We start from the raw sequence: 14,030 nt of genomic DNA, 5'->3' as shown, positions 1-14,030 counted from the left end.
ATCAATCGCCCTAAGGACAACCGGCCGCAAGCCGTTCGAAGGTCATCACCGGCCTGTGCCGAGCTCGCGCCGAAATTTACCTATGTTCTCGGCGAGATCCGCGCCGCAACTATGGAAAACCATGACCATCATCCTTGGTTATGCTTGTATATGCGTGGCATGTTTCGCGTGAAAGAGAATCTGGTTCTCGTCTCCACAACATCTTGCTCCTCCAGTTACCCCTTGAACTATCGAAGTTGTGCCTCTCCGATCGCCACCTGCCGCCAATGCAGCACCGGCAGGAGCATCCGCGAACTCATTTTTAGGTCTTCCTAGCTGCGCTCTCTTCCTAAGCGAGGCTGACTGGCGTTGTCCCGGCACCTCATAGTAACCCTCCCGTTGATGTTCGCGCGAATGGCCTGGAACGCACTTCAGCGAAGATGGCGGCATCGGACTCGACAACGCTGAGGTCGAACGATCAATCCGTGTTGTCAATCTCGGCCCGCACGCGCTGTTTGCGCGATCCTACGGCGACGCTGAACACTGGCTCTAATCTCGTCGCTGATGTGAGCTGCAGACTCCACGAGGTCGATCCGCTCGCCCATCTGGCCGAGATCCTGACCGGGACTCCACGACTATCCAAATCACATCCGCCAGCTACTACCTGGCACCTACGCCTGAAGCCCTCAAAACCCGTCGCCCGAGAACGACACTTACTCTGACTTAAGATGGAAAGTCGACAAGAACTCCGTTCATTATCGCCCGCCCGTTTATCACCGCGCTCGGCGTTCAGCTAAGGAAGAAGCCGTCGCTCGATACGAGATGATCGACGTGACTATCAGCCTGGTGGTGCACCGTCGTATCAGGTCGGGCATCCGAACGAAAAACTATTGTTGTTTGTGGACTATCATGGATGTCCTGGTTCGAGTGATCGTATGGAGCCGCCGGTGGATATACCGCTAATTCAGGTGAGCGACTGTTGTTGAGAGGCGGAGCTCCCCAATCTTCCCATGGGGAGAAATTAGAGCCTGTCGAAAGCGCCACATACGCGGTCCCTCTGTTGAATTGAAGTAGATCAAATTTGCCATCCCCATTAAGGTCTGAGAACTTATCGCCAGAAGTGGCACCGATGGCCCAGTCTTTCCAAGGGCCGAATTTTGTACCGTCTGACGTCGCCACAACCTCTCGCCCATTATAAAATTGTACTAGGTCCGCCTTGCCATCTCCATTGACGTCGACGAACTTGTCACTAGAGGTTGCTCCGCCGGTCCAGTCACGCCACGGCCCAAACTTCGTGCCGTCCGATAGTGCAACTACCTCTCGCCCATTATAGCACTGCACGAGGTCGGCCTTGCCATCACCATTGACGTCCGCGAACTTGTCGGCTTCCGTCGTCCCACTCGCCCAATTCGCCCAGGAAAGAAACTTGGTACCGTCCGAGAGAGCGACGGTCTCCTGACCGTTGTAGAACTGCACGAGATCCGCTTTTCCGTCCCCATTAACGTCGACCAGCTTGTCGGCCGCAGTTGCGCCACCTGTCCACCCCTGCCAAGGTCCGAACTTAGTTCCGTCGGACAAGGCGACGACCTCTCGGCCGCCGTAGAACTGCACGAGGTCAACCTTACCATCGCCGTTGACGTCCACGAACTTATCGGTCGCAGTCGCCCCTGTGGCCCAGTCCACCCAGGGACCGAACTTGCTGCCTTCGGACAACGCAACCACTTCTCGACCATTATAGAACTGTATGAGATCTGCCTTGCCGTCTCCGTTGGCATCAGCCCGAACATCCGAAGAAGTTAGCCCCGTTCCCCATGGACTTTCAGCGGAAAAAGCCGACCCTGTCGACAGTGCTATGAAGCCAGTCTGGCCAACAAGATGAAGAAGGTCCGCTCTTTGGTCGCCGTTAAAGTCAGCAATGAACATGTTATCCGGGTCAAACGAAGTCACAGAAAGGGTACTGGTGCCATCACCGAACTGAAAATTCTCCACGCCCGTCACCGTATCTGTCCCATCGGGCGAGCCGGAACGCTGGTCCACAATGGTGAAAGTCTGCGTCATCGAATTGTAGGAGATGGCGTAGTTGGCTTCGTTGCCCGAATAGACTGCCGTGTCGGTGCCCGAGCCTCCATCGATTGTGTCGTTCCCTCCCCCGCCGGTGATCGTGTCATTTCCGCCACCGCCCTTCAGCGTGTTGGCGATGGCGTTGCCCAGGATCGTGTCGTTGCCTGACCCGCCCGTGGCGTTGTCGATGTAGGACCGCGCGTCGTTGTTGTAGAGATAGGAATTGTAGACGTTACCCGACGCGTAATGGCCGTTTCCGAGATTGGCGAGTTGAACCGACGAGAACACGGACGACGCACCTGGATTGAGATTGATGCTCAGGTTCGTCGTGTAGTTCGAAAGGTCATAGGTATCGACGCCGCCACCATCCCAGATGGTCTCGTAGATGCGATTGGCCGAGCCACCGGCACCGCCGTTGTCGGCCGGCTGGCCAGCGCCGTTGATGAACTCCTGCCCGGTGGTCGGGCTCCATGTATAGACGGTGGTCCCGCCCTGGGTGGCGTAGTCTGCGCCGTACATCGTCTGCAGCGCGAGGATATCGTTGGCCATATAGGTCTGCGGATATCCAAAGGCTTCATTGGTGTAGCCGCTCGTGGTCGAAGCGCCGACATAGCTGCGATAGCTCATGACGGTGTATTCGCTGTCGTCATGCGCGCTCGGCACTGCGACATTGGCGGGGCCGCCTGCCTCCTGACTGTGCTTGAGGCCCAACGCGTGTCCGAGCTCGTGCAACGCAGTCGTAAAATAGTAGTTGCCGAGCGCAGCCAGCGAATAGTTGTAGGCGGTTCCGAACCACACGTCGCCGCCAGGCGCGTAGTTACCGGGGTAATAGGCGTAGGAGGTCGGATTGGCCGCTGGCGACTGCGCGACCATGATGTCGGCGCCGTTCGTCCCGGCGTACTGGATGCTGGCGTTGGTGTAGCCGAGGATCAGTCCGATCGCGTAATTGATCGCCGCCTGCATCTGACTCGGCGCCGAGGCAAAACCCGAGGTCGTCGGCTCACTGCTGCCGCCGCTGTAGGGACTGGCGTAGTCGCTTGCAGCGTCCGGAAAGCTGTAGGTGATCGTGCCGGACCATTTGTAGCCCGACAGCAGGCCGTCGATTTCGGCGTTATTGGTCGCACTGACGTTGACGGCGGTAGCCAAGGGAATCTCCGAAGCAGCAAACCCCGTTCGATTCGGGGCGCGTCAGGTGATTCTAGCTTGAGAGTTAAACGTTTGGTTTAATTTTGGCGAGCCGGTCCGGAGTCCTTCCCTAAGACCGTGTTAGCCATCAATTCCCGTAGTCATACGGGCCAGGACGAGGATGCCGGTTCCGGCTAGCTGCCGTGTTGCGAGTGAAATCATGAAACCACGTTCCCTGTCGGCCGGTCTGTTCGGCGCCCTGATGGCGCTCGCCGGGCCGGGCCATCTGCCCTTCGGAGGACTACCTGTCATGGTCGGAAAAGCCAATGCGGATGAGGACGGCAAGCAAGGCGGCACAGCCGGGCGCGCCCCCTCCGTTCCAATGGCCCGCGATCCCTCGGCTGCGGTCGCGGAGGAGTACGATTCCGCCCGTCGCAAGGGGACGCGGGAGGCGTTCGAGCTGTTCATTGCGCGCCACGGCGATGACCCGCTGGCCGAGCAGGCGCGCGCCGAGCTGAAACAGCTGGCGCGCTGATCCTTCGCGGGCGCCCCTCAGGCATCGCACTTTGACAGGCGGCATCCCCGCGGCCCTGACCTGCCGCGTGATGTCTTGCCGCATGGTCATTCGGCACTATGGTAGGCCCGCAATTTGTCCCGGAGCCCACCAAGATGCCCTTTCCGCATGCCTCGGAAGCCCTGTCACGCTTCACCGTGCTCGATCTGACCCGCGTCCGGTCCGGGCCCACCTGCGTGCGGCAGCTCGCGGACTGGGGCGCCAACGTAATCAAGATCGACGCGCTCACCGCGGATGCCGGCGGCGAGCAGCCGGGCGGGCCGCGGCGGGGCTCCGACTTCCAGAATTTGCATCGCAACAAGCGGGCGATGACGCTTAACCTGAAGGACGAGCGCGGGCTCGCCGTATTCAAGCGCCTCGCCGCCAAAGCCGACGTCGTGGTGGAGAATTTCCGTCCCGACGTGAAAAAGAAGCTGGGCATCGACTACGAGGGCCTCGCCAGGATCAATCCGCGCATCGTCTACGGCAGCATCTCCGGCTTCGGCCAGGACGGGCCTTACCACAAGCGGCCGGGCTTCGATCAGATCGCGCAAGGCATGGGCGGATTGATGTCGATCACGGGCGCGCCGGGCGAAGGCCCGATGCGGGTCGGCATTCCGGTCGCCGACCTCACCGCCGGTCTGTTCTGTGCCATGGGCATCCTCACCGCACTGCTGGAGCGCGAGGTCTCGGGCAAGGGCCAGTGGGTGCAGACCTCGCTGCTGCAGGCCCAGATCTTCATGCTCGACTTCCAGGCCGCGCGCTGGCTGATGGAGAACGAAGTGGCCAAGCAGGCCGGCAACAATCACCCGACCAGCATTCCGACCGGCGTGTTCAAGACCTCGGACGGCTACATCAACATCGCCACCACGGGCGGCCGGATCTGGGAGCGCTGCGCCCAGGCGATCGGCGCGCCGGAACTCTACAGCCATCCCGACTATCTGACCGCGCCGACCCGCTCCAAGAACCGCGACGCGCTCAATGCCGAGATCGAGAAGCGTACCTTGACGAAGTCCACCGAGACCTGGGTCCGTGAACTCAACGAGGCCGGCGTGCCCTGCGGGCCGATCTACGCCATCGACCAGATGTTCGAAGACGAGCAGGTCAAACATCTCGGCATTGCGCAGGAGGTGCCGAATGACGAGGGTCGCGACATCCGTCTGGTCGGCCAGCCCGTGACGCTGTCGCGCACGCCGAGCAGGATGGTGGCGCGGCCGCCGGAATTCGGCGAGCAGACCGACGAAGTGCTCGCAGAATTCGGTTTTGATCAAGACGAAATCGTAGCTCTCAGGGCGGCGAGGGTCGTGTAGATTCAAAGTGAGCGCGCAGAAAGCGACATGAAAAAGCACGCGAAAGCACGCTCGTCTCAGGTCGCCTAGTGTACGCGCTCGCGCACAGTCCGGTACCCGGCGCGTGTCGCCTTGGAACAAGGTGGTCAGCGAACGGAAGACGCTCGTTCAGCCTGCGTTTACTAACCAGCTCCTCGTTAAAGGTCGCGAGTTCACAATTGTGTCTGCCGGGCGCACCCTGGGGACGGCCTTGTGCTTATGGGTGAGGCCGTGCTTTTGTGGGGCGGATGCTCGAGCGGTACGGTCCGGTATGATTCTAAGTACACACGCGATTGTTGGCGGCGCCATCGCTTTTATGTTGCCCTCCCATCCAATCGTGCTCGCTGTCGCAGGATTTGCGAGCCATTTTGTGATCGATGCAATTCCACATTGGGACTACCCCCTTCAAGCAATCTCAGTTCGGAAGAATGCCGATAACCGACTGTTGAAGGTGGATTATCGGTTGTGGATGGACCTGCTCACGATTGCTACCGATGCGTCGACTGGATTCGCCCTGGCGATCCTTCTATTTTACCCAGGCGCGCCGATTTGGGTGATCGCACTGGGGGCAGCCGCCGGCATGCTGCCCGACCCGCTCCAGTTCGTGCATAGCCTCTACAAGCGAGAACCGCTCGCGACGCTTCAACGCTTCCATGTCTGGATACACACTAAACGTAGGCTGAACTGGCAGATTGGTATCGTGTCGCAGGCCGCCTTCGCCGCACTCGTTGCGGCAACCGCGCTAGTCGCAAAGCAATAAGCGAATAGAATACCATGCGGTTTTCTATCGCCTCCTCGATTTTAGCTGTCCGAGGAGACGATCGAGTACCGGCCAAAACAGCAGCACGATCGCCAAGGTCGTGATCGAGCCGACCAGGCCATTCGACCAGAACACCTTGAGGTCGCCGCCGGCGCCGATCATCGACAGGCGGAAGGCATCCTCGGCGCGGTTGCCGAGCACGAGCGCCAGCGTGAACGGCGCCAGCGGAATGCCGATCTTCTTGAAGACGTAGCCGACGACTCCGAAGCCCAGCATCAGCCAGATGTCGAACATCGCGTTCTGGATCGCATAGGCGCCGATCGCGCAGGACACCACGATCATCGGCGCCACTGCGGCGAACGGCACGCGCAGGATCGAGGCGAAGATCGGCACCGTCGTCAGCACCAGCACGAGGCCGACGACATTGCCGAGATACATCGAGGCGATCAGGCCCCAGACGAAATCCTTGTGCTCGACGAACAGCAGCGGTCCGGGATTGAGCCCCCACACCATCAATCCGCCGAGCAGGATCGCGGCGGTGCCGGAGCCGGGAATGCCGAGCGCCAGCATCGGCAGCAGCGCCGCGGTGCCGGAGGCATGCGCCGCCGTCTCCGGCGCGAACACGCCCTCGATGCGGCCCTTGCCGAAGCTCTCGGGGTCCTTGGAGAAACGCTTTGCCAGGTTGTAGCCCATGAAGGAGGCCGCGATCGCGCCGCCCGGGGTAATGCCGAGCCAGCAGCCGATGAAGGAGGAGCGCAGCAGCGTCACCCAGTATTTCGGCAGGTCCTTCCACACACTCATCACGACGCGCAACGAAATGCTTGCCGCGTGTCCGCGCAGCGCCAGGCGCTCCTCCATCGTCAGCAGGATCTCGCTGATGCCGAACAGGCCGATGACGGCGACGAGGAAGTTGATGCCGCGCAAAAGCTCGGACGAGCCGAAGGTCATGCGCAGATTGCCTGACACTGTGTCCATGCCGATGCCGGCGAGCAACAGCCCCAGCGACATCGAGATGACGGTCTTGTGCTTGGCCTCGCGCCCGAGACCGACGAAGGAGCAGAAGGTCAAAAGATACACCGCGAAGAACTCGGGCGGGCCGAACTTCAGCGCAAAGGACGAGATCATCGGGGCAAGGAAGGTGATCAGCAGCACCGCGACCAGCGAGCCGATGAAAGAGGACGTGAACGCCGCCGTCAGCGCCTCCGCCGCCCTGCCCTGCTGCGCCATCGGATAGCCGTCGAAAGTGGTCGCGACTGACCAGGCTTCGCCGGGGATGTTGAACAGGATCGAGGTGATCGCGCCGCCGAACAGCGCGCCCCAGTAGATGCAGGACAGCATCACGATCGCCGAGGTCGGATCCATCGTGAAGGTGAGCGGCAGCAGGATCGCGACGCCGTTGGGTCCGCCGAGCCCGGGCAGGACGCCGACGAAGATGCCGAGCACCAGCCCGACCATCATCAGCGCGAGCGTCTTCCACGTCAGCAGGACGGCGAAACCGTGAAGCAACAGGCCGAGAGCTTCCATCGCGGGCTCGCCTTAGTGGCCGAAGGCCGCTTCGAGCGGCCCTTTCGGCATGATGACGTCGAAGGCGATGTCGAAGGTAACGAACATGATCGCCGTGAATACGACAGCGGTGAGCAGCGACTTCCACAGCGCGATCTTGCCGACCAGGCGCATGAAGCTCGCGATCAGCAGGAAGCTCGCGACATAGAGGCCGAGAAACTGCGTCGCCAGGCAGAACAGCAGCGTCGGCCCGAACACCGCCATCACGCGACGGGCTTGCGCACGGGTGACGAAGGTCTCGGGCGCCGCGCGGTGCGCGACCAGCGCCATGATCAGGCCGTAGAGGCTGGCACCACCGAGAATGACGGAGAGATAGAACGGGAAATAGCCGGGCTCTGGCCCGGTCGAATCCCAGGAGGCGCCGGTGCGCCAATTGTCGTAGCCGAGCGTAGCGGCCAGCGCGAGCAGCAGGAGGCAGACGAATATCTCGATCGTGCCGGAGGAGACGACGGAAGGCGAGTCGTCTTCGGGCGCGGTCGGATCGTCGACGACGATTTCAAGATCGGTTTGGGGCATGAACGAACAACAATCGCTGTGGCCAATCCGCTCTCCCGTCTGCGGGGAGAGGGTTAGGGTGAGGGGAGTCTCCACGAGGACGGTGATAGACGGACTCGCGGAGAGTCCCCCTCACCCGCATCGCTTCTTCGATGCGATGCGACCTCCGCAAGCGGGGCGAGGTGAAGACGGCTACTTCGCGACGAATCCGGCTTCCGTCATCAGCGACTTGTTGACTGCATCGTCCTCCTCGAGGAATTGCACCATGTCCTTGCCGGTCAGGAAGATCGGCTTGAGCGCCTGCTTTTCCATGTAGTCCTTGTATTCCGCGGTCTGCGTTACCTTGTGGAACAGATCGACATAGAACGCCTGCTGTTCCGCCGTGACCTTGCCGGGCAGGAACATCGCGCGCAGCATCAGGTACTGGACGTCGACGCCCTCCTCCTTGCAGGTGGGGATGTCGGCCCAGGACTGCGTCTCCGTCACCTTGCCGGTGTAGGAGATTCGCTCCTTGTCGAACACGCAGAGCGGACGCACCTGGCCCGCGCGCCAGACTTCGAGATTTTCGGATGGATTGTTGACGTTGGATTCGGTGTGGTTGCCGACCAGCTGGGTCGCCGCCTCGCCGCCGGACTTGTAGGGCAGATAGGAGAATTTCGCGCCGGTCTTCTGCTCGAGGAAGACGGTCAGCACGTGATCCTCGCGCTTCGAGCCGGTGCCGCCCATCTTGAACGGGGCACTTGCGGCCTTCGCGGCTGCAACGAACTCCTTCACCGTCTTCGGACCGGCGCTGTTGTCCCACAGCACGAACTGGTCGAGCGCGATCACCGAAACCGGAGTCAGCTCACGCCAGTTGAACGGAATCTTGGCCGACAGCGGCAGCATGTAGATCAGTGAATAGGCGATCAGCACCTTGTTGGGGTCGCCCTCGCTGGATTTCATGTACATCAGCGCTTCCGCCCCCGAAGCGCCGCCCTTGAGCGAGACCACGATCGGCTGCTTCATCAGATTGTTCTTCTGGATCGCGGCCTGCATCATCCGCGCCATCTGGTCGGAGGCGCCGCCCGCGCCCGCCGCGACCACGATCTCGACCGGCTTGGTCGGTTCCCAACCGGCAAAGGCCGGCGTGCCGCAAAGTGCCGCCGCAAGCGTCACCGCGGCCCTCATTCCATGTCCCACGCGCGTCTTCCCCCAGGGTTTTGCCTATGTTCTTGTTCGGATTAGAAATTCAGAGGCGAATTCACCACCCATTGTGCTGGCGAATGCGGCCGAGTTCAAGCCGCGCCATGCGTTCTGCTTTAGACTTTGGAATGAGGCGGCCCGCGACAGCGTTCCAAGCGTCGAACTTGGAGAGGCTCTAGCGCGCCGTACCACTATACAACAGAAAAGGGTCCAGCGAGACCTGCGACCGTCGCCCGATCTGCGGAGTGTCGACGTCCGAGGGGGCGAGGACGACGGTCGCTACGGGCGAGCAGCCAACCATTAGGCCTAGGATGCGCAGAATTGATGACAGGCTTCGCCCTCATAGTTCGGATTCGTGCCTCCTAGAAGCAAGGAGCGGATCGATTTGGATGGAGCAACCGGTTGCGCGTTCATCCTGGCTTTGGGATAAGAGCGACTGGTTCGTCCTGATAGGATGAAGCCAGGCGGCCCGCGTCTATCGCATTCGCGTGCTATGAGTGACCACATAATAGTTGTATGCGCGTGATCCACCCAAAAGGGCGGCCCATATTCTGCGTCAAGAAAGAGCTTGTGAATTTAGATGCCGCGCCTTCTCTATACCAACGAGAGATTTGGCCACGACGCGACGATAATCCTGGACAGCGGAGACGCCTGTTGGATCTCCGTGGGCAAGAAGGGCGTCCTGGTACGCTCCCATAAGCACAGCTTCTGGGGCGGATTGCTGGGAAGCTTCTTTGGACCGAAGCTCTATCAGGAACGGGATGTCTACCAAGCTCTTCGTGTCAGTCAGACTATTGCGGCAACGTTTCGGCCCGTACCGCAAATTGGCTGCAAGGACGTGATCCTGAAGGCGTTCTGCACAGCAGTTTGGCACTGCTCTTCACCCGAGCGCGTCGAGATTGTTTTGAATGAGCTTACGCAGCTTGAGGAATGACGTTGCGGCTCGGCGCAATTCCATCACGCGGACACGCTTCCGCCGGGAAGGTCGGGTCAGCTTCTCTAGCTAGACGTGCGACAGATCACACCCTTGAAATTTTCCGATGCAGGCACGAAGAATGAAGATGAGAGTAAAGCACGGGTCCAAGCGCAAGGGAGTGCCATGGGGAGTTCCCGCTCGAGCCGCCGGCGGCATTGCGAGGGCAGCTGCGCTATCAAACGATAAGCGGAAGGACATCGCTCGCAGAGCCGCCAAAGCCCGTTGGGCGAAGCACTTGCCGCAGGCAACCCATGAAGGCACCATTCGGTTGGCAGACGTCGAAGATGGACCTTCGCCCCTTCGATGATGGCAGCGCCTGATCACTCAGGCTGGATTCATGGTCGGGCCGCCCAAGCCTGTTCGCCCGAAGCGCCACCGCCAAGCGTAGCTCCAATTCGACCGGCCGCGGTGACCTGCGACAAAACCCAACAATTGAAATCGGCGAAAGAACCGCCGCCTCACATCGTTCGAGCTGGCCTCTGAGCCAAAGTGCATGTTTCTCGACAAAGTGCCGGGGTTATCGAAAGCGGCCTGCGCAAGCAGCCGTTCTGCAAACCGATCTGACGCGCTATTTGCCCTTCCAGTTCGGCGTGCGCTTGTTGAGGAAGGCGTCCATTCCCTCGCGGAAATCTTCGCTCATATAGGCCTTGAGGATCAGATCCTCGCCCTCTTCGCGCGACAACGTGCGGCGGATGCGGCGCACTGCCTCCTTAGTCGCTTCAAGTGTCAGCGGAGCGTGGCTCGCCACGAGCCTGGCGGTCTCGTCGGCGCGGCGCTGCAGCGTCTCGACATCAGGAACGATCTCGTTGAGGAGGCCAAGCGCCAGAGCTTCCGGCGCCTCGACGAGGCGCGCCTTGAAGATCAGATCCTTGGTGCGGGCGGGGCCAACCAGCGAGACGACGCGGCTGATGTTCGACATCGAGAGGCAGTTGCCGAGCGTGCGCGCGATCGGAAATCCGATGCGCGTCGTTTCAGTCCCGATGCGGAGGTCGCAGCACGCCGCAATTCCGGCGCCGCCGCCGGTGCATGCCCCCGCGATCGCCGCGATCACGGGCACGCGGCACTGCTCCAGCGTGCCGAGCACGCGGTCGATGCGGGCCTCATAGTCGAGCGCGTCCTGCGCGGTTTTGAACGCACGGAATTGAGAAATGTCGGTGCCGGAGGCAAACGCCTTGTCGCCGGCGCCGGTCAGGATCAGCGCCTTGATCGAGCGGTCGACGTTGATCTCCTGGCAGATCTCCGCCATGCGCTCGTACATGGCGAAGGTCAGTGCGTTGCGCGCCTGCGGGCGATTGAAAGTGATCCGCGCGATGCCGTCCGTGACGGAGTAGAGCAGGTCTTCGTTGGCGGTCGTTGGTGCGTTCATCGCGCGCTCTCTTTTCTCTAAGTTAGTTCAAGCCACCTGAGCTTTGGTCATCGGCACCACGTCGCGTCCCTTCAGGACGTCCATGGCCGCCAACACGCCGCCGCTCCGGTGCGGGATCTTTGCAAGATCGAGGCCCATCTCGACGCCGGCGAGCGTGCCCATCAGCATCAGGTCGTTGAAATGGCCGATGTGGCCGATGCGGAACACCTTGCCCTTGACCTTGTTCAGGCCGGTGCCGAGCGACATGTCGAAGGCTTCCAGCACCACCTTGCGGAAGGCGTCGGCGTCATGTCCGTCCGGCACGCGCACGCCGGTCAGCGCCGGCGAATGCGCGGCAGGATCGGCGCACTGCGTCTCCAGGCCCCAGACCTTGATCGCGGCACGCGTCGCCGCGCTGTGGCGCTTGTGGCGGGTCCAGACGTTCTCGAGCCCCTCCTCTTCCAGCATCTTGATCGCCTCGCGAAGGCCGTAGAGCAAATTGGTCGCGGGCGTATAGGGGAAGGTGCCGAGCTTGTTGAAGGAGATGACCTCCTGCCAGTCCCAATAGGAGCGCATGCCGGGGTTGGCCTTGGCCACCGCGAGCGCCTTCTCCGAGACGGCATTGAAGCCGAGGCCCGGCGGCAGCATCAGGCCCTTCTGCGAACCGGCGACCGAGACGTCGATGCCCCATGCATCGTGTTCGTACTCCATCGAGCCGAGGCCGGAGATGGTGTCGACCATCAGCAGCGCGGGATGCTTGACCCGGTCGAGCAGCTTGCGCACCTCCAGCGGCGGCGTCACGCAGCCGGTCGAGGTCTCGTTGTGAACGACGCAGACGGCCTTGATCGTGTGCTGCTTGTCGGCCGCCAGGCGCTTCTCCATCTCCGCGAGGTCGGCACCGTGGCGCCAATCGCTCGGGATGAAGTCGACCTCGAGCTTGAACTTGTCGGCGATGCCCCGCCACAGCACGGCGAACTGGCCGGTCTCGCACATCAGGACCTTGTCGCCGGGCGCGAGCACGTTGACCATCGCAGCTTCCCAGGCGCCGGTGCCGGACGAGGGGAAGATGATCACGGGCTGCTTGGTGCGGAACACCCGCTGCATGCCGGCGAGGACGGCGAAACCGAGTTCGGCGAACTCCGGACCGCGATGGTCCAGCGTCGGCATGTCCATCGCCCGCAGCACGCGGTCGGGGACGTTGGTCGGTCCTGGAATCTGGAGAAAATGCCTTCCAGTATGCACGGTCATCGGCGTCCTTCCCGGTCTTGCCTTGATTTTGATGGCCGCCGAATAGCACCATTTGACCGGCTTGTCCCCTCTCCTAAAGGCGCCTCACATGCATAACGGGCTGGCTGCCGCCCCCTACTCCGCGGCCAGCACCTTGCCGGACGGCAGGCCCCCCTCGGCCTCCGTGAACGGGCGCTCCGGATGCATCAGGAAGGCGGAGAAGCCACCGAGCAGCAACAGGCCCATCGACATCAGGAACGGCAGGTACCAATTGCCGGTCGCGTCGATCACGAAGCCCGCCACCAGCGGGGATACGATGGCGGCAAAGGCCGAGCCGGTGTTCATGAGTCCCGAGGCGGTACCGGAATGTTTCGGGGCGATGTCCATCGGGATCGACCACATCGGGCCGATCACCAGCTCGGCGGCAGAAGAAGCCGGCCGACAGGCACAGCGCGACGATCGTAATGTCGTGGACGAACAGGATCGGAAACAGCGAGAGCAGCGCCCCCGCAAATCCCGTAACGGTGACGCTCAGCCGCGCCAGGCGGACATTGCCGGTGCGGTCGAGGATCTTGTCGGACAGCACGCCGCCGACGCTGTCGCCGATCACGCCGGCAAAGAACACGCCGGAAGCGAACAGCGCCGAATTCTTGATGTCGAGATTGTAGTTGTTCTTGAAGAACAGCGGCAGCCAGTTGAGATAGAGCCACAAGCACCAGCCGTAGCAAAAATAGGTCAGCGTCACCGGCCACATCCGCCCCAGTAGCGGGCCCCATGGCACCTGCGGCCGCTCGCCGGTCGGGCGCGGCGGCAGTGCGGCGAGCTCGGCCTCGGTAATGAAGGCGTGCTCCTTCGGCTCGTTGCGGAAATACCAGACCCAGATGACGCCCCAGATCAGGCTGACGAAGCCGAGCACGACGAACGCGCCGCGCCAGGTCAGCCAGAGGATCAGCAGCGCCACCACCGGCGGCGTCACGGCATTGCCGAGCCGCGCGAAGGAATGGGTCAGCCCTTGCGCAAAACCGCGGCGGTTCGCAGGCGTCCAATATTGCATCGCACGCGTCGCGGTCGGAAAGGTCGCGCCCTCACCGAAGCCGAGCGCGAAACGCGCGACGAACAGCGCGGCAAGGCCATGCACGAAGCCGGTCGAGATGGTGGCCACCGCCCAGATCATGCCGCACCAGAACAGCGTCTTGCGCGGCCCGAAACGATCGCCGACCCAGCCCCCGATCACCTGGAACAGCAGATAGGGATAAGCGAAGGCGGAGAACACGAGGCCAAGCTGAGTGTTCGACAGACCCAGCTCCTTCTGGATCTCGCTCGCCGCGGTGCCGATGTTCACCCGGTCGACATAGGTGATGAAATACATCGCGCAGAGCATCGCCAGCACGACATGCGTGGCCTTGAACCGAATTTTCATCTCCACCCCTCCCTGA

Annotated in this window: 10 protein-coding genes and 1 pseudogene; 4 read left to right on the top strand and 7 right to left on the bottom strand. The window is 61.8% G+C overall.

The window, feature by feature from the left end:
• Positions 1–768 precede the first annotated feature (768 nt).
• Entirely contained in the window at positions 769–3,186 is a 2,418-nt protein-coding gene (locus ACVIN2_RS34475; RefSeq protein WP_456769024.1) for an FG-GAP-like repeat-containing protein, read from the bottom strand.
• Positions 3,187–3,385: 199 nt separating this feature from the next.
• Here ACVIN2_RS34475 and ACVIN2_RS34470 point away from each other — a divergent pair, with 199 nt between their 5' ends.
• The 3 genes from ACVIN2_RS34470 (at position 3,386) to ACVIN2_RS34460 (ending at position 5,806) form a co-directional block, all read left to right on the top strand.
• Positions 3,386–3,700 (top strand): hypothetical protein, encoded by a 315-nt coding sequence (locus ACVIN2_RS34470; protein ID WP_456769023.1) that lies wholly within the window; start codon positions 3,386–3,388, stop codon positions 3,698–3,700.
• Between the two features lie 134 nt (positions 3,701–3,834).
• Positions 3,835–5,028 (top strand): CaiB/BaiF CoA transferase family protein, encoded by a 1,194-nt coding sequence (locus ACVIN2_RS34465; protein WP_456769022.1) that lies wholly within the window; start codon positions 3,835–3,837, stop codon positions 5,026–5,028.
• A gap of 388 nt (positions 5,029–5,416) precedes the next feature.
• Positions 5,417–5,806: a hypothetical protein gene (locus ACVIN2_RS34460; protein ID WP_456769021.1), complete on the top strand. Its 390-nt coding sequence runs from the start codon at positions 5,417–5,419 to the stop codon at positions 5,804–5,806.
• A gap of 24 nt (positions 5,807–5,830) precedes the next feature.
• Here the strand turns inward: ACVIN2_RS34460 and ACVIN2_RS34455 are convergent, their stop codons facing one another.
• From ACVIN2_RS34455 to ACVIN2_RS34445, 3 genes are all read right to left on the bottom strand, one after another.
• Positions 5,831–7,330, bottom strand: coding sequence for a tripartite tricarboxylate transporter permease (locus ACVIN2_RS34455; RefSeq protein WP_456769020.1), 1,500 nt, complete (start codon positions 7,328–7,330; stop codon positions 5,831–5,833).
• A 12-nt stretch (positions 7,331–7,342) separates the two neighbouring features.
• Positions 7,343–7,885, bottom strand: coding sequence for a tripartite tricarboxylate transporter TctB family protein (locus tag ACVIN2_RS34450; protein ID WP_456769019.1), 543 nt, complete (start codon positions 7,883–7,885; stop codon positions 7,343–7,345).
• A 171-nt stretch (positions 7,886–8,056) separates the two neighbouring features.
• Positions 8,057–9,031: a Bug family tripartite tricarboxylate transporter substrate binding protein gene (locus ACVIN2_RS34445; RefSeq protein ID WP_456769018.1), complete on the bottom strand. Its 975-nt coding sequence runs from the start codon at positions 9,029–9,031 to the stop codon at positions 8,057–8,059.
• A 595-nt stretch (positions 9,032–9,626) separates the two neighbouring features.
• On the opposite strand from ACVIN2_RS34445, the gene ACVIN2_RS34440 reads away from it, so the two are divergent.
• Positions 9,627–9,980, top strand: a complete 354-nt coding sequence (locus ACVIN2_RS34440) for a hypothetical protein (protein ID WP_456769017.1) — start codon at positions 9,627–9,629, stop codon at positions 9,978–9,980.
• A 610-nt stretch (positions 9,981–10,590) separates the two neighbouring features.
• On the opposite strand, the gene ACVIN2_RS34435 is transcribed toward ACVIN2_RS34440, so the two are convergent.
• From ACVIN2_RS34435 to ACVIN2_RS34425, 3 genes and pseudogenes are all read right to left on the bottom strand, one after another.
• Positions 10,591–11,388 (bottom strand): enoyl-CoA hydratase/isomerase family protein, encoded by a 798-nt coding sequence (locus ACVIN2_RS34435; RefSeq protein ID WP_456769016.1) that lies wholly within the window; start codon positions 11,386–11,388, stop codon positions 10,591–10,593.
• A 27-nt stretch (positions 11,389–11,415) separates the two neighbouring features.
• Positions 11,416–12,615, bottom strand: a complete 1,200-nt coding sequence (locus ACVIN2_RS34430; protein WP_456769015.1) for a pyridoxal-phosphate-dependent aminotransferase family protein — start codon at positions 12,613–12,615, stop codon at positions 11,416–11,418.
• A 114-nt stretch (positions 12,616–12,729) separates the two neighbouring features.
• Positions 12,730–14,014 (bottom strand): annotated as a pseudogene (locus ACVIN2_RS34425) (MFS transporter).
• Positions 14,015–14,030: the final 16 nt, after the last annotated feature.

It is taken from the genome of Bradyrhizobium sp. USDA 3650, from assembly GCF_054057395.1.
The sequence above is the reverse complement of the archived record's forward strand: the minus strand, read 5'-3'. Positions and strand labels throughout refer to the sequence as shown.